Annotated in this window: 21 protein-coding genes; 13 read left to right on the plus strand and 8 right to left on the minus strand. The window is 53.0% G+C overall.

Annotated features, from left to right (window positions below; all coding sequences use genetic code 11):
• Window positions 1–5: 5 nt before the first annotated feature.
• Window positions 6–1,505, minus strand: a complete 1,500-nt coding sequence (locus JF44_RS0103710; RefSeq protein WP_238318363.1) for a S41 family peptidase — start codon at window positions 1,503–1,505, stop codon at window positions 6–8.
• 368 nt (window positions 1,506–1,873) lie between these two features.
• On the opposite strand from JF44_RS0103710, the gene JF44_RS0103715 reads away from it, so the two are divergent.
• The 7 genes from JF44_RS0103715 (at window position 1,874) to rsmA (ending at window position 11,468) form a co-directional block, all read left to right on the plus strand.
• A complete protein-coding gene (locus JF44_RS0103715; protein WP_033067588.1) occupies window positions 1,874–3,643 on the plus strand; it encodes an acyl-CoA dehydrogenase in 1,770 nt (589 codons plus the stop codon).
• A 213-nt stretch (window positions 3,644–3,856) separates the two neighbouring features.
• Complete coding sequence (gene lptF, locus JF44_RS0103720; protein ID WP_238318364.1) at window positions 3,857–4,975, plus strand: LPS export ABC transporter permease LptF; 1,119 nt, start codon at window positions 3,857–3,859, stop codon at window positions 4,973–4,975.
• The gene (gene lptG / locus JF44_RS0103725; protein WP_033067589.1) at window positions 4,972–6,075 is read left to right on the plus strand and encodes an LPS export ABC transporter permease LptG; all 1,104 of its coding nucleotides are present in this window, start codon (window positions 4,972–4,974) and stop codon (window positions 6,073–6,075) included. The genes lptF and lptG overlap by 4 nt, the downstream gene beginning before the upstream one ends.
• A gap of 3 nt (window positions 6,076–6,078) precedes the next feature.
• Window positions 6,079–8,265 (plus strand): LPS-assembly protein LptD, encoded by a 2,187-nt coding sequence (locus JF44_RS0103730; RefSeq protein WP_033067590.1) that lies wholly within the window; start codon window positions 6,079–6,081, stop codon window positions 8,263–8,265.
• Between the two features lie 6 nt (window positions 8,266–8,271).
• Window positions 8,272–9,552: a peptidylprolyl isomerase gene (locus JF44_RS0103735; protein WP_033067591.1), complete on the plus strand. Its 1,281-nt coding sequence runs from the start codon at window positions 8,272–8,274 to the stop codon at window positions 9,550–9,552.
• Between the two features lie 24 nt (window positions 9,553–9,576).
• Window positions 9,577–10,593, plus strand: coding sequence for a 4-hydroxythreonine-4-phosphate dehydrogenase PdxA (pdxA, locus tag JF44_RS0103740; protein WP_033067592.1), 1,017 nt, complete (start codon window positions 9,577–9,579; stop codon window positions 10,591–10,593).
• A gap of 5 nt (window positions 10,594–10,598) precedes the next feature.
• A complete protein-coding gene (gene rsmA, locus JF44_RS0103745) occupies window positions 10,599–11,468 on the plus strand; it encodes a 16S rRNA (adenine(1518)-N(6)/adenine(1519)-N(6))-dimethyltransferase RsmA (RefSeq protein WP_033067593.1) in 870 nt (289 codons plus the stop codon).
• Between the two features lie 24 nt (window positions 11,469–11,492).
• Here rsmA and gmk read toward each other — a convergent pair whose 3' ends face one another.
• Both gmk and JF44_RS0103755 read right to left on the minus strand, forming a co-directional pair.
• Window positions 11,493–12,128: a guanylate kinase gene (gene gmk, locus JF44_RS0103750; RefSeq protein ID WP_033067594.1), complete on the minus strand. Its 636-nt coding sequence runs from the start codon at window positions 12,126–12,128 to the stop codon at window positions 11,493–11,495.
• A 23-nt stretch (window positions 12,129–12,151) separates the two neighbouring features.
• The gene (locus JF44_RS0103755; RefSeq protein ID WP_033067595.1) at window positions 12,152–13,036 is read right to left on the minus strand and encodes a YicC/YloC family endoribonuclease; all 885 of its coding nucleotides are present in this window, start codon (window positions 13,034–13,036) and stop codon (window positions 12,152–12,154) included.
• Window positions 13,037–13,230: 194 nt separating this feature from the next.
• Between JF44_RS0103755 and JF44_RS0103760 the strand changes: the two genes are divergently transcribed.
• Entirely contained in the window at window positions 13,231–14,007 is a 777-nt protein-coding gene (locus JF44_RS0103760; protein WP_033067596.1) for an SDR family NAD(P)-dependent oxidoreductase, read from the plus strand.
• A gap of 107 nt (window positions 14,008–14,114) precedes the next feature.
• Here JF44_RS0103760 and mltG read toward each other — a convergent pair whose 3' ends face one another.
• From mltG to fabD, 5 genes are all read right to left on the minus strand, one after another.
• Window positions 14,115–15,089, minus strand: coding sequence for an endolytic transglycosylase MltG (mltG, locus tag JF44_RS0103765; RefSeq protein ID WP_033067597.1), 975 nt, complete (start codon window positions 15,087–15,089; stop codon window positions 14,115–14,117).
• A 32-nt stretch (window positions 15,090–15,121) separates the two neighbouring features.
• On the minus strand, window positions 15,122–16,381 hold the full coding sequence (gene fabF, locus JF44_RS0103770; protein ID WP_033067598.1) for a beta-ketoacyl-ACP synthase II: 1,260 nt from the start codon (window positions 16,379–16,381) through the stop codon (window positions 15,122–15,124).
• Window positions 16,382–16,468: 87 nt separating this feature from the next.
• A complete protein-coding gene (locus JF44_RS0103775; RefSeq protein ID WP_008890547.1) occupies window positions 16,469–16,705 on the minus strand; it encodes an acyl carrier protein in 237 nt (78 codons plus the stop codon).
• A 169-nt stretch (window positions 16,706–16,874) separates the two neighbouring features.
• Window positions 16,875–17,615, minus strand: coding sequence for a 3-oxoacyl-[acyl-carrier-protein] reductase (fabG, locus tag JF44_RS0103780; RefSeq protein WP_033067599.1), 741 nt, complete (start codon window positions 17,613–17,615; stop codon window positions 16,875–16,877).
• 42 nt (window positions 17,616–17,657) lie between these two features.
• Window positions 17,658–18,599, minus strand: a complete 942-nt coding sequence (gene fabD, locus JF44_RS0103785) for an ACP S-malonyltransferase (protein WP_033067600.1) — start codon at window positions 18,597–18,599, stop codon at window positions 17,658–17,660.
• Window positions 18,600–19,299: 700 nt separating this feature from the next.
• Between fabD and rpsF the strand changes: the two genes are divergently transcribed.
• The 5 genes from rpsF (at window position 19,300) to JF44_RS0103810 (ending at window position 23,298) form a co-directional block, all read left to right on the plus strand.
• On the plus strand, window positions 19,300–19,677 hold the full coding sequence (rpsF, locus tag JF44_RS0103790) for a 30S ribosomal protein S6 (RefSeq protein WP_033067601.1): 378 nt from the start codon (window positions 19,300–19,302) through the stop codon (window positions 19,675–19,677).
• Between the two features lie 22 nt (window positions 19,678–19,699).
• Window positions 19,700–19,933 carry a 30S ribosomal protein S18 gene (rpsR, locus tag JF44_RS0103795; RefSeq protein ID WP_033067602.1) on the plus strand — a complete coding sequence of 78 codons (234 nt, stop codon included), beginning with the start codon at window positions 19,700–19,702 and terminating at the stop codon, window positions 19,931–19,933.
• Window positions 19,934–19,980: 47 nt separating this feature from the next.
• Window positions 19,981–20,919: a DUF2232 domain-containing protein gene (locus JF44_RS0103800; protein WP_033067710.1), complete on the plus strand. Its 939-nt coding sequence runs from the start codon at window positions 19,981–19,983 to the stop codon at window positions 20,917–20,919.
• Window positions 20,919–21,542, plus strand: a complete 624-nt coding sequence (rplI, locus tag JF44_RS0103805) for a 50S ribosomal protein L9 (RefSeq protein WP_033067603.1) — start codon at window positions 20,919–20,921, stop codon at window positions 21,540–21,542. The genes JF44_RS0103800 and rplI overlap by 1 nt, the downstream gene beginning before the upstream one ends.
• Window positions 21,543–21,759: 217 nt before the next feature.
• Window positions 21,760–23,298, plus strand: coding sequence for a replicative DNA helicase (locus JF44_RS0103810; protein WP_033067604.1), 1,539 nt, complete (start codon window positions 21,760–21,762; stop codon window positions 23,296–23,298).
• Window positions 23,299–23,300 lie beyond the last annotated feature (2 nt).

Here is a 23,300-nt window from a genome sequence, read left to right on the forward strand (position 1 = left end):
TTAAATCAAAGCCCTGCGCGCAGCAATGGCTCCACCTGATTTCGGTAATTGGCCAGTGGGCCGTTGTCAAAATACCCAACCGCACATTCAAGAACGGAGTCCCGATAGGTTTCCCCGCCTTCTTCTGCCAGGTTGCTTTCAAGATTGTCCCGACTGGATTTACCAAGACGTTCCACTTCGATGTCCTGTTCGCAGGTTGTCGCATCCAGCGTCGCCAAAGACTGCCGCGGATCGCGTCGGCGCGATGGCAACGCGTGCTCCAGGTCAATTTCACGTTCAAATTCTTCGGCATCGGCAAGCACGACTTCGATATCGGGAACCACACCGTGGCCTTGAACGATATGGTTTTCCGGTGTCGTGTAATAACCGGTCGTAATTTTCAAACCACCGCCCGACGTCAGCGGCATGATGCGCTGCATTGATCCTTTGCCAAAGGACCGCTCGCCAATGATGATGCCGCGCCCGTTTTCACGCAAAGCAGCTGCCATCAGTTCCGCCCCCGATGCAGACCCGCGATCAAGCAGGATTGCCATGGGCACTTCTTCAAAGAAATCAGAACGATCTGCCTCATAGCTGCGCAGCTTGCGTTCGCCGCGCCCCTCGGTGGCAACGATCAGACCTTCGGTCAAGAACTGGTCGGCAATATCAGCTGCACTATCCAAAAGCCCGCCGGGGTTGCGGCGCAAATCAACAATAATGCCACGCGGTGATGCGATCCTGTCTTCCAGTTCGCTGAGATATTCCTGTGTCTGGTCAAGTGTGGTCGCGTCAAAACGCGATACACGGACATAACCAATATCCTGATCAATAATGCTTGCCGTGACAGACGGTACTTCGATCCGCGCACGTTTGACCGTCACCTCAAAGCTGTCTTCGACCCGCTGGATTGTCAGGGTAACCGGATCGCCAACACGCCCACGCATGCGGCGCACTGCCTCGGAAATTGGTTCGCCGACCATGTGGAATCCATCGATATGCGTGATCCGGTCATCGGGGCGCAAACCGGCCCGTGCGGCAGGCGTATCGTCAATCGGCGAGACAATCCGAATGCGTTTTTCATCATCAAGCGCAATGACAATACCCACCCCGGCAAAGCTGCCCTCTGTGCTTTCCTGAAGACGGCGGAACATATCGTCTGTCATATAGGCGCTATGGGGATCAAGGTCGTGCAGGCTGTCGTCAAGCACGGCACCCACCACGCCAACCGGCGATGTATCCTCAGCTTCGAGGTCATCAAGCATTGCGATGCTGCTATCGATAAACGCCATGCGATCAATTTGTTCGACATAGGTTTCAGACAAGACCTGAAGCGCCTCGACATAAAGTTTGTCGGCATGGGCAAATTGCTGATCACTCGCACCTGCGGTAACGCTGCTACGGTACGCATCAAGAAATCTTTGCTCTTCGTCGCTCGGCCAGGCGGGCCCGGCACAGGCGACCAACCTTGTCCCGGCGAATGAAATCAGCACCGCAAACAAAATTGGTAATAATCCTTTACGCAGCAACAGCCTGCTCCTGTCCTTTTGGCTTTGTGACCAGATGCGAAACCGCAAGGGTACACTGGCATTTATCACACAAGTCTAGCCTGCCTTTTTTCGAATGGCGACCCCTTGGCGTATATTAGGGTTAAAACTCACGAACTTTTTAAGACGTCAGCTCTTCGCAACATATCGGACTCGTGTTGCCAATTTGCCAGTGTCGGCAGTTTTGAACGCTCTCTTCAACCAATGTTCAATGGCTGCTTAGATACGTGCGGCGAAACAGACTCGATCTTGCGCGCCTGCCCCGTTATGCTTTGCCCAACAAACAAAGTCGGTAAAAAGCTGACTGTTCCGAGCGGGCGGCTCACAGTTTTAGGGAGACGTCTTTTTTCATGAGCGATTTTTCGCCCCCCATCTCAGACATCCGGTTTCTGATTCATGATGTAATCGGGCTGGATACCGTTACCCATTTGCCGCCTTTTGGCGAAACAAGCCCTGATCTGGTTGATGCCATTCTGGAAGAAGCCGGAAAATTTGCATCTTCTGTACTTGCACCGTTAAACCGTGCGGGTGATCAGGAAGGCGCGCGGCTGCTTGAAGATGGCACAGTGCGCACGCCTAATGGCTGGAAAGAAGCCTATGCCCAATTTTGTGAAGGTGGCTGGCAAGGCATATCTGCCCCTGAAAACGAAGGCGGGATGGGCTTGCCGATCTTGCTTGGTGCTGCAGTGGCAGAGATGTGGCAGGCCTCAAACATGGCCTTTGCCCTGTGCCCGATGCTGACTGCAGGTGCAATTGAAGCCCTTTCAGCCCATGGCACCCCCGCACAGCGCGAACTTTATTTATCGCGGTTAGTGTCTGGCGAATGGACCGGCACGATGAACCTGACCGAACCGCAAGCGGGTTCGGATCTTTCAAAGGTGCGCAGTACCGCCATCCGACAAGATGACGGCACCTATGCGATATCGGGGCAGAAAATATTTATCACCTATGGCGATCACGAAATGACCGATAACATCGTTCATCTTGTCTTGGCCCGCACACCGGACGCTCCGGCAGGGGTGAAAGGCATTTCGCTGTTTATCGTTCCCAAATATCTGGTATCTGACAGCGGTGATATTGGCGCGCGCAACGATGTGACCTGCGTCTCGCTTGAACACAAACTGGGAATCCACGCAAGTCCCACGGCTGTTTTGCAGTTTGGCGACAAAGATGGCGCAACCGGCCATCTGGTGGGCGAAGAAGGCAAAGGCCTTGCCTATATGTTCACCATGATGAACAACGCCCGGCTTGCCGTTGGGCAACAAGGCGTTGCTATCTCCGAACGTGCCTATCAACAGGCCCTTGAATATGCAGCCACCCGAAAACAGGGGCGCGACAGCAAGACTGGTGAAGAAGCCCCAATCGCCGTACACGGTGATGTGCAACGTATGTTGATGCGCATGCGGTCTTCGACAGATGCTGCGCGCGCGCTTTCACTTTATGGTGCGAGCCAACTTGATCTGGCGCACCATCTTTCTGACGAAGACTCCCGCGCGACCGCTCAGGCCCGTGCCGACCTTCTAATTCCACTGATCAAAGGTTGGGCAACCGACCTTGGTGTGGATAATGCATCGCTTGGCATTCAGGTGCATGGTGGCATGGGCTTTATTGAGGAAACGGGTGCTGCCCAACATCTTCGTGATGCGCGTATTGCGCCGATCTATGAAGGGACGAACGGTATTCAGGCGCTTGATTTCATCGGGCGCAAGGTTTTGCGTGATCAGGCGGGCACTCTCAACCTCCTGATCGATGAGATCACTGCAAGCATTGAAGATGCCCGGAACAGTGTTGCTGCAACAAACCTTAAACATGTATCAGGCCAACTCGGTAACGCCATTGCAGGCCTTAAACAGTCCACAGCAACCGTTCTGGATCGCTGCGCTGCGGATGGCGACATGGCGCAAGCACTGGCGACACCATATTTGCGCCAGGCAGCCCTGTGTATATCAGGCTGGCTGATGTTGCAGTCCCTGCAAGCGGTCACCACCAACACAGAATTACCTGATGACTTCCGCACGGCCAAATCGAAGAGCTGCGATTTCTTCTTTGCGCAGCTTTTGCCAGAGGCGGCCTTTATGGCAACTCAGATCGAAAACTGCAAAAACGCAACATTGCATTGAACGCGTCACAATTTCGCCGTTGTCTTTTCCGACGATCGGCCTGCACCATTGCTCCAGAATTTGACTTTGGTGTGGGCCTTTCGCCCCCATCTGTTCAACCCTTCCGATCTTTGTCATCAGGACAGATCAACATTCGGAAATTCCGTAACAATTGACCTGCTCTGACGACAATTTCCTGTTTCGGTTTTCGATTGCTTCTCTATAATCCGCCCAATGAATCGCTTAACCCGATATATGCTTAAACAGCAGCTGATCATGATGGTGTTTGTGACACTGGGTCTTCTGTGTGTCATCTGGCTGTCGCAAAGCTTGCGGTTTGTGGAAATGATTGTGAATCGGGGTTTGTCGATCACTGTGTTTCTGCAACTGACATCGTTGCTCTTGCCAAGTTTTCTAACGATCATCATCCCGATCGCACTGTTTTTCGTTATTGTATTTAGCTACAACAAGCTTATTCAAGACCGTGAGCTCATCATTATGCGAGCGACGGGCCTTAGCCAATGGTCGCTGGCCAAACCCGCACTGATGGTTGCGCTGCTTTCGACATCGGTATGCTATTTTCTCACGCTCTTCTACCTCCCCTACAGCTACGAAAAATTCAAGGAACTGCAGTTTTCCATCCGGAACGATTTTTCTTCCGTTCTATTGCAGGAAGGCAGTTTTACAGACATTGACGGCCTGACGGTTTATGTGCGCGAAGTCGGACGGGACAATGAATTGCTTGGCATTCTGGTGCATGATGCCCGTGATCCCGACGCCCAAACCACGATGATGGCAAAAAATGGCGCGTTGGTGCGTACCGATGAAGGGCCACGAATTGTATTGCTGGATGGCAACCGACAAGAAGTGAACGACGATGATGGCACCATGTCGATCCTGTATTTTGATCGGTATGCCGTCGACATTGCCCAGAGCTCATCAGAACCTGGCCTGCGATATCAGGAAGCCCGCGAACGTGGGGTTTATAACTTACTGACAGGTGTCCATCCCGATATCCATCGGCGTGACATCAATGCATTTCGCGCCGAAGGTCATGACCGCTTGATTTCACCACTCAATGCCATTGCATTTGCCAGTATTGCGCTGGCCGTACTTGTTTCCAGCAGCTTCTCAAGGCGCGGCCAAACAGGACGGCTGCTGATTGCGATTGGTGTCATGGTTCTTTGTCAGGTCACCGGCATTGCAATCAAGAACCTTGCCGCCAAAAACCCGGCATTGGTGACGCTGATGTATGCCAACGCTTTCATTCCGATTGTAGCTGGACTTTATTGGACATTCCGGGGCCCCGCCATCAAAGCACGACAGGCAACCAATCAAGAGGTAGAGGCATGAGGATATCTCCGCTTCTAACCTGGTACTTCGGGAAGCATGTCCTGATCTCAATTCTGTCTATTTTATTGCTTCTGATTGGGTTGATTCTGATCGGTGATACGATTGAGCTTCTCAGACGCGCAGGCGGAAAACCCGATGCAACCGTTGGCATTGTCGTTCAGATGGCAACCAGCCGCATTCCGTTCATGACAGAAAAAGTTCTGCCTTTTGCTGTGCTTTTTGGGTCCATGTTTTCCTTCTGGAAGCTTACCGGCAATCAGGAACTGATCGTCACGCGTTCTGCTGGCGTTTCTGCCTGGCAGTTTCTGTTGCCGCCGTTCCTATGCGCATTAATTCTGGGAAGTGTTCAGGTTGCAGCATTAAATCCGCTTTCTTCGATTTTACTGCAGCGCTACGAAAACCTTGAAGCACGTTACCTGCAAAATAATGTCAACGTGATGAACCTTTCTTCGAGTGGTTTATGGCTACGTCAGGGAACTCAGGACGGGCAAGCGGTGATTTATGCGCGCTCGGTTCGCAGCCAACAAGGCGATATGCTTGATTTGCAAAACGTCACCATATTCCGCTTTGAGGATGCAGATGATTTCACAACCCGGATTGATGCGAAACGTGCTGTGCTTGAACCCGGGACCTGGCACTTCTACGACGCATGGACGTTCGTTCCTGGTCAGCCAAGCACATTCTCCGATGAACTTATGCTTCCCACCAACCTGACCGCACGCAAAATTCAGGACAGTTTTGCGTCCCCCGAAACGATGTCGTTCTGGGATCTGAAACCATTTATAACATTGCTCGAACGGGCTGGTTTCAACGCAACACGACATCAAATTCACTTCCATAGCTTACTGTCCCGCCCCTTGCTTTTATGTGCCATGGTTCTCATTGCCGCAGCATTTTGCCTTAAATTTTCTCGACGCAGACGGGCTTCGCTTGTTATCGGTGGTGGTGTTGCAACCGGTTTTATTTTGTATTTCTGCACGGATGTGATTTCCGCTTTGGGTGTATCTGGCGGAATCCCTCCGATTTTATCGGCTTGGGCTCCGGCTGGCATTTCGTTGTTATTGGGGATTTCCACATTGCTACATCTTGAGGATGGCTGATTGATGGTCATGGCGGGGGGAATGATAAAAAGACTGGCATCCAGCACTATTTTGGGGTGCGGCGTGCTTATTGCCGGGATGATGGTGTCATCACATATGGCAGCAGCCCAAACCGCCGGTTCCGAAACGCCGCAGCAAGATCCCGCTATTCTGTTTAGTGCTGACGAGGTGGACTATAACCGCAACCTCCAAACCGTTACTGCACGCGGCAATGTCGAAATTGTGCGTGAAGGCCGCATCCTGCTTGCCGATACGGTTAGTTACGACCAGTCTCAGGATGCGCTGACAGCCTCTGGTAATGTCAGCATCACGGAACCAACTGGTGAGGTGACCTTCGCGAGCTATGTCGAACTGAGCGGCGATTTCAAGGAAGGCATCGTCAAAGATATCTATGTTATCCTTGATGAGAACACACGCATTGCCGGTTCCGGCGCACGCCGCAGCGGCGGAAATTTCACTGAAATCGCCAAAGCCGTTTATTCCCCATGCAAAGTCTGTGAAGACGAAGGCAGTAGCGCCACACCATTATGGCGCATTCGCGCAGCTCGCGTTTTACATGATGCTAACAGCAAAACAGTTGAATATAAGGACGCGCGGCTGGAAATTGCCGGTGTCCCTGTACTCTATACACCGTACTTACAGCACCCTGACCCCACGGTAAAAAGACAGTCTGGTCTGCTTGCACCGTCATTTGGCAGTACCAGTTATGTTGGCAGCTATTTTAGCCAACCTTATTACTGGGCCATCGACAAAAGCAAAGATATGACCTTCACCCCCACCTACACCACGGATGAGGGGCCACTTCTGTCGACTGAGTACAGGCAACGCTTTGATAGCGGTGAGATGGAAGTCTTAAGCAGTGTGACGAACGACAGCAACGATGATTGGCAAGGTCATATTGACGCCGAAGGTCGCTTTGATATTGATCCAACTTGGCGCTGGGGGTTTGATGCAGAACAGGCTACCGAGAAAACTTATCTCTCGCGCTATGGGTTTTCATCACCGTCTGTCTTGACATCGAACCTGTTTACAGAAGGGTTCAGGGGCGCAAGCTATACGCGTGCTGATGCCTACTATTTCCAGGGCTTGAAAGAAGATGATGACAGGGACACGACCCCCATTGTTCTTCCTCATCTTCAATTTCACGGGCAATCCGCGCCGGCCAAATATGGCAGTGTTACAACGCTTGACTTGGATGGTCTCTCTTTGACACGCGATGAGGGTACAAATTCGCACCGTGTGTCGGCAACAGCCGGATGGGAACTTCCACACGTTGGCACAATGGGCGATGTGACGAAACTTAGCCTTTCACTGCGCAGTGATAACTATCTGGTATCTGATGTCTCGCGCACCGATAAGGAAAACTATAGCGGTTATACAGGACGGCTGTTGCCCCTTGCTGCAATCGACTGGCAAATGCCATTCGTGAGCAACCAAGGCAACTACCAACAGGTAATCACGCCAATCGCCATGGCTGCCTGGTCTCCGAACGGCGGCAACCCTGAAGAAATTCCCAATGAGGACTCCCAGTCATTTGAATTGGATGACATTAACCTGTTTTCACACGACAGGTTTGGCGGCCTAGATCGCGCAGAAGACGGCTTTAGAGCAAGTTATGGCCTTGAATGGGGGGTTTATGGCCCTCAAGGTGGCTACACAAGTGCCATGTTCGGCCAAAGCTACCGGGCAAATGAGAACGATACATTTGCAACCGGCTCCGGACTTGATGAACATCTTTCGGACTATGTGGGCCGGGTAACAGTGTCTCCGAACAGTTATCTCGACCTGACCTATCGCTATCGCCTCTCTAACGATGACTTTTCCGCGCGCCGGAACCAAGTCACGGCAAGTGCAGGCTCGATGGATACAATACGTATCAACACGACCTATGTGCATTTCACCGATGATGCAGGCAGTGAAGAGTTTGACGAGCGAGAAGAATTCTATTTCCAGGCACAGCGTCAATTCAACCAGTATTGGTCTGGCAGAGCGTATGGACGATATGATGTTGATCAATCAGACCCATTGGAATACGGCATTGGTTTCGTATATGAGGATGAATGCTTTATCTTCGATGGCCGTATTCGTAGAACCTTCTATGAGGATCAAGACTTGGGTGAATCTGATGAATTCCTCTTCCGTCTTGTCTTCAAAACCTTGGGCGAATTCGAATCCGCAACCGGATTATAAGCAAAAATGATTCTTAAATTTTCGATCTCCTCATCCAAGAAACTTGGTACTTTGCTTGGTGCCGTGATGTTCCTTTTCGTCACGTCCGCTGCACAAGCACAGTCCCCTGTTGGTGTCGCTGCAGTCGTCAATGACGATCCAATTTCAGTGATTGACCTTGTCGAACGCATCAAACTGGTTGCCGTATCTTCGAATATCGAAATGACGCAGCAGCGTTCAAACGAAATGGCGCCGCAGGTTTTGCAGCAATTGATCAACGAAAAATTGCAGCTTCAGGAAGCAGAGCGTCGCGGTATCGAAGTCACGGATGGAGATATTGCGCGTGGAAAATCAATCATTGAACAAAATGCAGGCCTTCCGGACGGGATGCTTGATTCCTATCTGGCGCAACGCCAAATTGCCCCGGAAACCTTAGAAAACCAAATCCGCCCGCAAGTTGCATGGCAAAAGCTTTTGCGGACAATGCGTCGCGACGTTGAAATTTCCGACGCAGAGATCGACGATAACCTTGAGCAGATCACAAACAATCAAGGCAAGCCAAGAAACCGTGTGCAGGAAATTTTCCTGCCGGTCGATAACCCGCAGGACAGTACCCGCGTTTATCAAACGGCTCGGGAAATTCTTGGTGCGCTTAAGCAAGGGGCAGACTTTAGCGGTCTTGCACAACAGTTCTCCGCAAGTGCGAGTGCAGCAAATGGCGGGGATCTGGGGTGGCTTTATGCCGGTGAGATGGCAAGTGATCTGCAGCAAGTCGTCAATCAGCTCCAGCCTGGCGATGTCAGCGACCCCGTCCAGACCATCCGTGGTTACTACATCCTGAAACTACTTGATCGCCGTGTCGGCGATACAAATGCCATCACCGACACGCGCCTTGACCTTTATCAGTTGTTCGTACCGATCAATAGCGACATGCCTCAAGACCAGGTTGATGCTAAAATTGCGGTTCTTCAGAATACGCAGGAAACAGCGGAAAGCTGCGAAGCCATGGCAAATGTTGCTGTAGATCTGGGTTCTGAGCTAAGCGGCGAGATGACCGGAATTTCACCAAGCGAGCTCTCGGGACCAATCCGACAGGCTGTTGGCAATCTGAATGTAGGTACACCATCCCAAATCGTGCGTGTCGATGGCGGTGCGCTTTTGGTCATGATCTGTAACAAGGTCGAAGAAAGCAATCTGCCTGACCGACAGGACATCGAGAACCGGCTGATGATGGAACGTCTGGATATCCTTGCGCGCCGTAAACTGCGCGAACTGCGTCGCCAGGCATTTATTGATATCCGGATTTAATCCCGACAGCAGGACCGCGAGAATATGACAGAAATCGCGCCAATCGCCCTGACAATCGGGGAGCCCGGCGGCATTGGGCCGGAGCTCGCCGTGAATGCTTGGCTGCGTCGAAAGCAGGATGGCATTGCGCCATTTTGCTTGCTGTCACCCTCAAACATTGTGAAAAACACAATCCGCCAGTTGGAACTCGATGTGCCGATTAAAGTCGTTGGCAACATTGATGAAGCCACTGCCATATTTGATCACGCCCTACCCGTTCTGGAACTTGCGTCTGGCAATGATGAAGTCGTATCGGGTGTTGCCTCGGCGGCAACAGCAGGCATCGTCATCGACAGCATCACAAAGGCTGTTGAATTGGCCAGAAGCGGTAGCGCAAGTGCTGTTGTAACCAACCCAATTCAAAAAAGCGCTCTATATGCCGCCGGTTTCAAACATCCGGGCCATACAGAGTTTCTGGCAGATTTGGCGGGCCCCAACACAGTCCCGGTCATGATGTTGGCCAATAGCCAATTGCGCGTTGTGCCGCTGACAATCCACATAGCCCTGCATGAAGTACCAGAACAACTGACCACCGAAGTGATTGTAAGGCGATGTAAAATCACGGCCAAATCCCTTATAAAAGACTTCGGGATTGCAAAACCGCGTCTTGCACTTGCCGGGCTTAACCCACATGCCGGCGAAGACGGGACAATGGGAACCGAGGAACAAACCATCATGGCCCCGGCAGTTGCCCAGTTGCGCGGTGAAGGCATTGATGTCATTGGCCCCTTGCCTGCAGACACAATGTTTCACGCCGAAGCACGCGCCAACTACGACGTTGCGCTTTGCCCATACCATGATCAGGCCCTGATACCGGTCAAGACGCTTGATTTTCATGGTGGTGTAAATGTCACGCTGGGATTGCCATTTATCAGAACATCACCAGACCACGGCACGGCCCTTAATATCGCGGGCAAAGGCATCGCCCGTCCGGATAGCTTGATTGCAGCCTTGAAAATGGCTGCCGAAATGGCAACAAAACGCCTTGAGACAGGAGCCTGACCCACGTGTCAGAAGACAACGAAACAGCCGGCAAACTTGCCAATGATGGCCTTCCGCCGCTTCGCGACGTGATCGCGGCCCACAACCTGTCTGCGCAAAAGAAATTCGGGCAGAACTTTCTGTTCGACTTGAACCTGACCGGGCGAATTGCACGCGCTGCCGCCCCGCTTGAAGGATCAACAGTCATTGAAATCGGCCCTGGTCCGGGCGGATTGACCCGTGCCTTGTTGTATAACGGGGCCACCAATCTGACTGTGATCGAGCGTGATCCACGTTGCCAACCGGTTCTGGAGCAAATCAGCAATCATTACCCCGATGCACTGCATGTGATTGATGGCGATGCACTTGATGTTGATGTCACTGCCCTTGGCCCGGCACCGCGCAAAATTGTTGCCAACCTGCCATACAATGTCGGAACGCAGCTTTTGATCGGCTGGCTCATGCAAATCGATCAATTTGCCAGCCTGACCCTGATGTTCCAGAAAGAAGTCGCCGAGCGGGTTGTTGCGCGCCCGAAAAGCAAGGCCTATGGTCGTCTTTCGGTATTGTGCCAATATTTATGTGATTGCGACATTTTGTTTGATGTTCACCGCAGTGCCTTCACCCCACCGCCCAAAGTGACCTCTGCGGTCGTTCAATTGCGGCCCAAGGCAGACCGTGGCACTGATATCAACCTTGATAGCCTTGCCAAAATCACTCAAGCCGCCTTTGGCCAGCGCCGCAAGATGCTGCGCGCAAGCCTAAAGACTCTCAACATCAATGTTGGGGAGTTGCTGGAAAAATCAGGGATCACCGAAACATCACGCGCCGAAGAACTCAGCGTTGCTGATTTTGTACATCTGACACAAATCCATGACCAAATGGCTGCTTCGTAAAGCAGCCATTTTCGTATCTCAAGATCAGTCGGTCAGAAGCTTTTTGACGAAGCCTGGCAGGACGGATTGACGGGCACGCTTCATGCGTTCTGCACCGATGATATGTTCAACATCGGCCAAACACCGTTCCAGATCATCATTGATCAGAACATAGTCGAATTCTTCCCAATGGCTGATTTCCGCACCGGCCTTTGCCATACGTTTCATGATCACATCATCTGCGTCCTGCCCACGATCGCGCAGACGACGTTCCAGCTCGGCCGATGATGGCGGCAGGATAAAGACCGAAACCACATCATCACCGCCTTTTTCACGCAGTTGTCGGGCTCCCTGCCAGTCAATGTCAAACAGGACATCACGACCTTCGGACAGAGCCTTCTCAACCGGGGCCATTGGCGTGCCATAGTAGTTGCCAAAGACCTCCGCCCATTCGAGCAACGCATCATCAGCAATCATATGCTTGAAATCATCAACCGACTTGAAGAAGTAATGTGTGCCTTCTTCTTCACCCGGGCGGGCTTCGCGCGTGGTTGCCGATACCGAAAGCGAAATCCGGTCATCCTTTTCAAGCAACTGACGGGTAATAGTGGTTTTACCGGCACCGGACGGGGCACAAAACACCAGCATCACGCCGCGACGGTTGTTGTGTTGATCGCTCATATCGCGTTTCCTTCCCTGCCCGCTTACTCGACGTTCTGAACTTGCTCACGAAGCTGATCAATGATCACTTTAAGCTCCATACCGCAATTGGTCAGTTCGATATCGTTGGCCTTTGAACACAGAGTGTTGGCTTCGCGGTTGAACTCCTGACACAGGAAGTCAAGCTTCCGACCGATCGATCCCCCTTTGGCCAGCATATCGCGTGCTGCTGTAATATGCGCTTTAAGGCGGTCAATTTCTTCGCGGATATCGGCCTTTGTCGCAAGAAGGGCTGCTTCCTGATGCAGACGTTCGGGCTCAAACTTCCCGGCGTCCATCAGCTCCTCGACCTGACGTTTCAGGCGCTGCTTGATCGCATCAGAACGCGCTGTTTCACAATTCTCGGCCCGGGCAACCGTGGCTTCGATATTGTCAATATGGCCACGCAACATGGCATCAAGTTTAGTGCCTTCTTCCGCACGATGTGCCGCCATCTGGTTAATTGCATCATTCAGGCTTGCCAAAACCGCAGCATCGCGCGCATCGCGGGTTGCTTCATCTTCTTGCGCTTCAACGGCTTCCAGAACGCCGCGCACATTCATCAGATCAGCAATCGTACCGGCTGAAAGGCTGCTGCTGGCATCAAATTCCTCAGCCAATGAAACCAGTTCAGACAGCAATTCCCGGTTCACGGTATAGGCACTGGTATCAGCTGAGCGCAGAACGTTTAGCGTAACCCCAATATTCCCGCGCTTGAAGCGTTTAGAGACCGCGTCACGCACCTTGGCCTCAAGACGGTCGAAACCGCCATGCAGGCGCGCACGGACGTCAAGCCCCTTGCCATTGACGCTGCGCAGTTCCCAGGTCCATCCGAAACCATCAGCCGCGCCATCGGTACGGGCAAAGCCGGTCATGCTTGAAACGGTCATTCTTTCATCCAGTCTGATTTCGTGTTTGGGCGTTTATAACGACTGCCCCCTGCCTCGCCAAGGGTCAACACAGATACGTCCTATGATATCGACAATATGGTATGTATTGCCCGCATTTCATAATGCTGCCCTATTGCTGCAGCATGTTCCGCGAAAATCAACAGTTTGAAACTTTAAACCAAGTACGAGCAACAATGTCCTTTCAGTACCACGCCATTCTGATTACAGGTGCCAGTTCCGGCATTGGCGCCGCACTTGCCCGCCATTTTGCGCGCACAGGCGTTACGCTGTTTATCAGCGGACGCGACCAGACACGCCTGCAACTGGTCGAAAATGACTGCCGCGCTGCCGGGGCGAATGTCTATGCCGATGTCCTTGACGTCACCGTCCGTGAAACCATGGATGCCTATGTTACCCATTGTGACGAAATCGCCCCGCTTAGTCTTGTGATCGCCAATGCCGGTATTTCAGCCGGAACAGGTGGCATGGGGGAAAGTCCCGAACAGGTTCGCGATATTTTTGCCACCAATGTTGCCGGCACCTTCAACACGATTGATCCTGCCATAAAGGTCATGCGCACCCGTCAGCGCGGTCAAGTTGCGCTTGTGGCATCACAGGCGTCTTGGCGCGGCTTGCCATCGGCCCCGGCCTATTGCGCCAGCAAGGCCGCCATTCGCGTCTATGGCGAAGGATTACGCGGTGCCTTGGCGCCTGATGGCATCAAGGTCAATGTCGTATGCCCGGGCTTTGTCAAAAGCCGGATCACCGATGCCAATGATTTCCCCATGCCGTTCTTCATGCAGGCCGACAAAGCCGCACGCAAGATCGCCCGTGGGCTGGAACGCAACAAGGGCATGATTGCCTTCCCGTGGCAGATGAACCTGATCATCGGGATGCTCAAGGTCACACCGCAATGGGCACTGGATTTAGCAGCATCAAAGATCCCGAAGAAAACATCGTCTGCTGATTAACGCCAAATCACCCAACCAATTACCTGTATGCATACAGAACAAAGGCGGCATCCCTGCAAGGTGCCGCCTTTGGTATTTCCTGATCGTTCAAGTGTGCAAACGGCCGTCTATTGTCCGTCTCTGATCCGCCGCCACTTCGCAACATTACGATTATGTTCCTTAAGCGTACGGGCAAAGGCGTGCCCGCCCGTACCATCTGCAACGAAATAAAGGTCTGTGGTGGCAGCCGGATGAAGCACGGCATAAAACGCATCACGTCCGGGGTTTGTAATCGGGCTTGGTGGCAAGCCCCCCGTCACATAGGTATTATACGGGCTGTCAAACCGAAGGTCAGTTCGGGTTAATGGCCGATCAAGACGTTTATCCGGGCTAACAGCATAGGCCACGGTCGGATCCGACTGCAGGCGCATATTGATATTCAGCCGATTGATGAACACTCCGGCAACACGTGCGCGTTCCGCAGCGACACCTGTTTCGCGTTCAACGATAGAAGCCAGAATAACCGCCTCTTCGATGGTATCGAACGGCAAACCGTCCTGACGGCCCGGCCAAAGTTGCTTGACCATCTCATCGTGGGCCGCGCGCATCCGGTCTATGATGCTTTGCTTTGTATCCCCGAACGAGAATTGATAGGTCTCTGGCAACAAGGCGCCATCGGGCGGGATATCGGTAATTTCACCGCTCAGCCCATCAACCAAGTTAATGCGCTCAACAATCTCGCCGGAGCGCAAACCTTCGGGAATGGTGACAAACCGTTTAACCGTATCGCCGTTTGCGAGAATCTCGGCTGCCCGCTTGGGACTGACCCGTGCCGGGAAATGATATTCACCAGCACGCAATGAACGGTCCAACTGGGCAACCCGCACACCGGCAAGGAAAATCAGCGGTTCTTCAACAATGTTCTCGCGTTGGAAAATCTCGGCAATGCCGCGCACCCCCGTCCCTTGCGGGATGATGATGTCGCGTTCCTGCGCCATTTTACTGGGCGATGTGTATTGCACATAAACATACACCGCTGCCCCACCAATGGTGAGCGCAGCGGTGATGATTAGAAAGCCAATAAAAAGCAGAAAACGCTTCAAGGGAAAACTCCCGTTAAGGTTGGCTCTGCTGTTTAAACGGCCTTGAACACAAGCGACGCATTGGTGCCGCCAAAGCCGAACGAGTTCGACAGCGCAACATTGACTTTACGCTGCTTTGCTTCAAGCGGAACCAGATCGATACCGGTGCAGGCTTCTGACGGATTACGCAGGTTCAGGGTCGGCGGAACGACACCTTCGTGAATCGCAAGGATCGAAAACACTGCTTCAATCGCACCTGCGGCACCCAGAAGGTGGCCGGTTGCCGATTTGGTCGAAGACATCGACATTTTCTGCGCGTGATCACCAAACAGACGCTTCACAGCACCCAGTTCGATTTCATCGCCCAACGGAGTCGACGTACCATGTGCGTTGACATAATCGACGTCTTCCGGGTTCAGACCCGCATTGCGAATGGCATTGCGCATCGACCGGAAACCACCATTGCCGTCTTCGGCCGGTGCGGTGATGTGATAAGCATCCCCGGACATGCCGTAGCCTGCGACTTCGGCATAAATCTTCGCACCACGCGCCTTGGCGTGTTCGTATTCTTCCAGAACAACACAGCCGGCACCTTCACCCATGACGAAACCGTCACGGCCTTCATCCCACGGACGGGATGCTTCGGTCGGCGTGTCGTTATATCCGGTCGAAAGGGCGCGTGCCGCAGCAAAACCAGCCATGCCAAGACGGCAAACAGCGGCTTCTGCACCACCGGCAACCATGACATCCGCATCGCCGAGCATGATCATGCGCGACGCATCGCCAACGGCATGTGCGCCTGTCGAACATGCGGTAACAACGGCATGGTTCGGGCCTTTAAGACCGTGCTTGATCGACACCTGCCCGGAGACAAGGTTGATCAGACAAGACGGAATGAAGAATGGACTGACGCGGCGGGTTTTGCCGTTATTGACCAGTTCAGTTGACTCGGAGATTTTTGGCAAACCACCGATGCCCGAGCCAATCAGAACGCCCGTGGCTTCCTGATCTTCGTCGGTTTCCGGTTTCCAGCCTGAATCTTCAAGTGCCTGATCGGCAGCAGCAACCCCATAGACGATAAAATCGTCCATTTTTTTCATGTCTTTGATCGAGACATGATCTTGGGCGTTGAAAAGTCCGTCACCCTCACCGCGCGGCACGAGGCCTGCGATTTTGGCAGGGATATCCGACACGTCAAACGTGTCGATGCTCTTGATCCCGGATTGGCTGTTTAGCAGTTTCTGCCAAGTATTCTGAGCACCGCTAGCAAGCGGTGTAACAGCACCAATACCGGTAACAACTACGCGTCTCATCCCGCATTACGCCTTTATTTTATGAATCCAGCAAAGACGAAAAGGGCGCCTGAGGATGCCCTCTGGCGCCCATGTCTGACAGCAAACTTAGCTGTCCGCCTTTTCGATGAAGTCGATCGCGTCTTTAACGGTCAGAATTTTTTCAGCCGCGTCATCCGGAATTTCACAACCGAATTCTTCTTCAAACGCCATTACCAGCTCAACGGTGTCCAGGCTGTCGGCGCCCAGATCGTCGATGAAGCTTGCGTTTTCAGTGACCTTGTCTTCTTCAACACCGAGGTGCTCGACAACGATCTTCTTCACGCGATCTGCGACATCACTCATAGCTCAAATCCTTCAATAGGTTTTCTGTCAGTTAGTTTAACGTGGCGCCCGTTTCGTCCCCCTATTGAAGGAGTTCCCGGGAACCGGAAACCGGCAACAAACAATCGCCAGTTTTAATATTTGGTATAGCGGCCTCTTTTAAACAGAAAAGAAGGCAACCCGCAACGGGTTAAATCATCGCCATTCCGCCATTCACATGCAAGGTCTGTCCTGTGACATATGCTGCTTCGTCACTTGCCAGATACAGAACCGCTGCTGCGATCTCTTTGCTATCCCCCATGCGACCTGCCGGGATACCGCCCAAAAGCTTCTCTTTCTGGGCATCTCCAAGCTCTTCGGTCATGGCCGTGGTAATAAAGCCCGGTGCGACACAGTTTACGGTAATACCGCGCGCAGCAACTTCCTGCGCCAGCGATTTTGACCAGCCGATCATGCCGGCTTTTGCTGCGGCATAGTTGGCCTGCCCCGGATTACCCGTCACACCCACGATCGAGGAAATGTTGATAATACGACCATGACGACGTTTCATCATGCCGCGCAGCGAATTGCGCGCAAGTTTAAAGGCCGAGGTCAGGTTCACATCAAGAACGGCCTGCCAGTCTTCGTCTTTCAGGCGCATGGCAAGCTGGTCACGGGTGATGCCCGCATTATTGACCAGAACATCAAGCTGACCACCCAGCGCTTCTTCAGCAGCCTTGATCAGACCATCAACCGATTCAGAATCCGAAAGGTTTGCCGGAACAACAACAGCATTCTCGCCAATTTCAGCGGCAACGGCTTCAAGGCGCTCCTTACGGGTCCCAGACAGAGCAACCTTCGCACCAGCTTGGGCAAGCACCTTGGCGATTTCGCCACCGATACCGCCAGTCGCACCGGTTACGAGTGCTGTTTTCCCTGCAAGATCAAACATTAACTTTCTTTCCCTTTGGGTTCGTCTTTGTTCACAGCACGCTTAAAGAGTGCCGAGGAATGCTTCAATGTCAGCCGGGCCATTAACAGCCGTACCGCTGAGTTCACGGTCAATGCGTCGAACCATACCGGTCAAAACCTTGCCTGTGCCGATTTCAACCAGATCAGTGATGCCCTGTTCTTTCATATAAAGAACCGACTCACGCCAACGCACCGTGCCGCAAACCTGCTCCACAAGGAGTTTACGAATGGTTTCCGGATCGTCAGTTTTTTCTGCCGTCACATTCGCAACAACCGGCTTGCCTGGCGCCTTCATGCTGACTTCAGCCAATGCCTCGGCCATCCGGTCAGCAGCCGGCTGCATCAAAGGACAATGGAAAGGTGCCGAAACCGGCAGCAAAACAGCGCGCTTCGCACCCTTTTCCTTGGCAATTTCGATCGCGCGTTCAACAGCGGCCTTGTGACCTGAAACAACAACCTGCCCATTGGCATTATCATTTGCAGCAGTGCAAACATCCCCCTGGGCGGCTTCTTCGGCCACGGCGACCGCATCGGCATAATCAAGCCCAAGAAGGGCTGCCATTGCGCCAACACCAACCGGAACAGCCGCCTGCATGGCCTGTCCGCGGGTTTTCAGAAGGCGGGCCGCATCAGAAATGCCAAAAGTACCCGCCGCAGCAAGGGCGGAATATTCACCAAGGGAGTGACCGGCAACCAGATCGCATTTATCAGTCAAGGTGAAGCCGCCTTCTTTTTCAAGAACACGGGTGACTGCAAGGCTGACTGCCATCAACGCGGGCTGTGCGTTTTCAGTCAGGGTAAGTTCGCTTTCCGGTCCTTCGAACATCAATGCGCTAAGCTTTTGGGAAAGCGCGTCATCAACTTCCTGAAAAACTTCGCGGGCAACCGGGAATGCATCTGCCAGTTCCTTGCCCATACCTACCGCTTGCGACCCCTGACCGGGGAAAACGAGTGCGCGTGTCATTATATTAAATATACCCTTGTCAGCTTAAACGACGGCTGTGCCGATAACCGGCCCCTCAAATTTGAGCCACCCTTGATAACGTCCGCAAGCGTACTGTCAAGAACTGATGCCTGTCCTGACACCTGCCGGGCCACCACATTCGATTTTCAGTTGCCCCAAACTTGGCACCGTCCGATCAAATTGCAAGTTTCCAGTTCCATGTACCTGCCTTGCGTTTATGGCATATTTTCAGCCATACACGAAGGACTGGCTGTTGCGCAGCGCACAACGCAAACACCCTTGCGCCTGGTCAGTTGCGTCACGACAGCAGTGATACGGCGATGTGTGACGTGGTCCACATGCCACAAAATATCCGGTTCAATACCGCAAAAACCGACAAAACCATGCCTTTTGTCCAGCCCCCTTTGATCTTGGCACACAATCAAAAAATGGCGCATCGAGCGATGCATGGCGGTTATCACCAAACCGCAACACTTGCGCCCAACGGAACCAAACCCCGAAACCGGCAGGTTCCCGCGGCTTTGACAAAAACGAACCAGCTATCCCGTAATTGGCAAAAAGGTGCTTTTGGCGTTGCACTCATGGGCGAAAAGTGTATATTCCGCCGTCTCACGGCTCCTTGCCGGGATTGCCCGGCTATGCCTGCATGACATGAGGTCATGTCAGGAAGAGATAAGCCAAAAGGAGTAATAGGAGTATTATGAGCAAGTACGAAAGCGTGTTTATCACACGTCAGGACTTCTCGACCGCACAGGTCGAAAGTCTGAACGAAAAGCTGACCCAGACCATCGAAGGTCTCGGCGGCAAAATCGCCAAAACCGAATATTGGGGTCTGCGTTCCCTGGCATACCGTGTCAAAAAGAACCGCAAAGGCCACTATACTCTCTTCCAGATCGAAGCCGACAACGCAACGATCGCGGAATACGAGCGTCAGATGCGCCTGAACGAAGACGTTCTGCGTCAGATGACTGTCAAGGTTGACGAGTTCGAAGAAGAACAGTCTGCCATTCTGCGTAACCGCGACGAACGCGGCGGTCGCGGCGGTAATCGTCGTGGCGGTCCCCGTCAAAACGGCTAACAGATAGCGAGGAGATAATATCATGGCTGGACGTCGTCTGTTTTTCCGTCGTCGCAAAACCTGCCCGTTCTCGGGTGCGGATGCGCCGAAGATTGACTACAAAGATGTCAAACTGCTGCAGCGTTTCGTTTCCGAACGCGGCAAAATCGTTCCGAGCCGTATCACTGCGGTTTCGGCCAAGAAGCAGCGCGAACTGGCGAAAGCCATCAAACGTGCACGCTTCCTGGCGCTGCTGCCTTACGCAGACCAAGTCTGAGGCAGTCGGCAAGAGACCCTTTTGTAGTCTCGGGCCGGGAGTAAATGATGCAACGTGACACCCTCATAGCGATCGGAACAGGATTAGGCAGTGCCGTTCTGTTTCTGCTGGTTCTATCAGGAAATCCCATTGCTCTTTTGCTCTCATACTTCGGGCATCTGCCGCTTTTCCTTACGGGATTGTGGCAAGGCCCAAAACGCCTGCTGGTTGCGGCATTTGCCGCATGTGGTGCCCTCGTTCTTTTGGGGGGATTACTGCCTTTCACGGTCTTTATGGTCGTGTTTGCCGGACCGGCGATGTTGTTGACCCGCATGGCGCTGGTCGTCCGGAAAGATCAAAAAGGCAATATTGCCTTTCTGCCTTCCGGAGTTGTCGTAAGCGTCATGGCCATCATGGTCGCGACGGTAATGATCTTCGTTACCGGAACACTGATGGCGGAAGGTTTGGACATTCAGGACTTCATTGCGCAGTTCCTGAACCAGATGTACTCGGAAATGGGTGTCCCTATGACATCCGATGTTCAGGGTCTGATTGGTATGCTCCAGACGTACTTCCCGGCGATTGCTGCGGTGAGCTGGCTGTTGATGCTGTTCGCCAATGCGGCAATCGCACAGGCAATTTTGGTGCGTGCAGGCAAAAACCTGCGTCCGACACCAAGTATGGCATCCTTTGCCTTGCCTGGCTGGTCACTGTTTGCGTTTGCCCTGGCCGGGTTTACGGTCGGCTTTGCCGATGGTTCGCTGGCCTTCATGGCGCGCAACGTCGCGGTGGTACTGGCAGTGCCATTCCTGTTTCAGGGATTGGCGCTGGTGCATGGGCAGGCAGCCCGATGGCCGCAAAAACGTGTAATTCTGACGGTGTTTTACATCGTCGCGGTTCTGTCCACCTGGTCGTTTATTGCGATCACCGGACTTGGAATTGTTGAGCATTTAATCAGGCTGCGGGGGAAAGAACCGATGACCCGTAGCAATGAGGAGGATCGGTGATGGAAGTTATTCTGCTCCAGCGGGTAGAAAAACTCGGTCAGATGGGTGACGTAGTCACTGTCAAGCCGGGCCACGCCCGCAACCGCTTGCTGCCGCAGGGCATGGCCCTTCGTGCAACCAAAGCAAATCTTTCTGTTTTCGAAGCACAGAAAGCACAGCTCGAAGCTGACAACCTTGACCGCCGCAAAGAAGCCGAAGCGGTTGCCGAGAACATGGGTGAACTTGCTGTTACCCTCGTTCGTCAGGCATCCGATGTTGGCCAGCTTTACGGTTCGGTAACTGCACGCGACATCGCGACCGCAGTAACCGACGCAGGTTTCACTGTTGCCCGTACCCAGGTCGTTCTTGATCAGCCGATCAAAACCCTTGGTCTGCACCAGATCAAAATCAACCTGCACCCGGAAGTTGCGATTGAAGTAACTGCCAACGTTGCACGTTCCGAAGAAGATGCCGCTGAACAGCTCCGTAAAGGCGCTGCTGTTCTTGGCACCATCGAGGAAATGGAAGCGGAAGAAGAGGAAGCCCTCGAAGCCGCTGAAGAACTCTTCGAAGAAGAAGTTCCGGAAGACGTTGCAGAAGCAATCGAAGCTTCTGAAGAAGGCGAAGAAGAAACCAAAGCTTAATTGCTGGTTCTTCAAGACCATTTGGAAAACGGCGCATCCTTACGGATGTGCCGTTTTCTTTTGCCAAATCCAAACCCGGTTTCGGCCCCGGTCTGAATTTTTCAAGGCTTTTCAAAACCCTGTTGGATCAGCGACCCCTGCGTTAGCGGAATACCGGCTATGAGTTAGAGCGATTAACTCTTTGCGGTACTGCTGATGCCTGCTACCTTTTCCGCCCATGACAGATCCCAATTTAGACGCCCTATTTGCCCCGCTTGAACCGGACCATGATGCCGACACCGATATGGTGCTCGAACGCATGGCGCCGCATAATTTTGAGGCCGAGGCAGCCCTTCTTGGCGCGATCCTTAATAACAACGCTGCCTATGAGCGCGTGTCAGATATTTTGCGCCCGGAACACTTCGCCGATGGGCGTCACGGCCGCATCTTTGAGGCCTGCGGCAAGCTGATTGAACGCGGCCAACTGGCAAACCCGGTCACGCTAAAAGCCTATTTCAAGCAGGATGAACATCTTGCCGAAATCGGTGGTGCGCAATATCTGGCCGAACTGTCGAACAATCTGGTTTCGGTGATCAATGCTGGTGACTATGGCCAGTTGGTCTATGACCTGTATCTGCGACGTGAACTGATCGAACTTGGCGAAGAAGTCGTCAACGAAGCCTATCAGTACGAACTTGATACCGACGCAACCAACCAGATTGAAAAAGCCGAGCAAAAATTGTTCTCGCTGGCAACTGCCGGTTCGGCGGAATCCGGGTTCGTCGCCTTTGGTCCGGCGTTGGCCAAGGCCTATGAGAACATCGATCACGCCTATAAAAATGCCGGGCGTGTTGTGGGTGTGACCACCGGTTTGCGCGACATTGACCGCAAACTTGGCGGGCTTCACCCATCTGACCTTTTGATCCTTGCCGGTCGTCCGTCGATGGGTAAAACCGCCCTTGCGATGAATGTTGCCTTTAATGCCGCGATTGCATCGCATCAAAACCGTGCAGCAGGCGAAGATACCGATGATGAAACCCGCACCGGTGCGGTTGCCGTTTTCTCGCTTGAGATGGCGGCAGAACAGCTTGCCGGTCGGCTATTGTCCCAGGCGGCCGAGGTTTCAGGCGACAACATGCGCCGTGGTGACTTGAACGAGCAGGATTTTGAACGCCTGTTGCTGGCAACGCAGGAACTCAACACCGTTCCGCTTTACATCGATGATACCCCGGCCCTTCCGGTTTCAACCCTTCGTACCCGTTGCCGCCGACTGAAACGTCAGCATGGCTTGGCAATGATTGTCGTCGATTATCTGCAACTTCTGGCACCGCCAACCAACTTCCGTGGCGATGGCCGTGTGCAGGAAGTCTCCGAGATCACCCGAATGCTCAAGGCGATTGCCAAGGAGCTTGAAGTTCCGGTTCTGGCCCTGTCGCAGCTTTCGCGTGCGGTTGAACAGCGCGATGACAAACGCCCGCAGCTTTCTGACCTTCGTGAGTCCGGCTCGATCGAGCAGGACGCCGACGTCGTGATGTTTATTTATCGCGAACAATACTATCTTGAACGTTCCGAGCCGGCCCAAAACCAGGGCGAAGCGACCGATAAATTTGGTGAACGCTACGCGGCCTGGCAGGACCGGTTGAACCACGTCTATAACACCGCAGAGGTTATTGTTGCCAAACAGCGTCACGGCCCGGTGGGCAACGTGCGCCTGTTCTTTGACGGGAACTACACCAAGTTTGGCGATCTTGATCACACTGAAGAAGAACATGAATAGGG

The organism is Thalassospira australica (genome assembly GCF_000763295.1).
In the GTDB taxonomy this organism is placed as follows: domain Bacteria; phylum Pseudomonadota; class Alphaproteobacteria; order Rhodospirillales; family Thalassospiraceae; genus Thalassospira; species Thalassospira australica.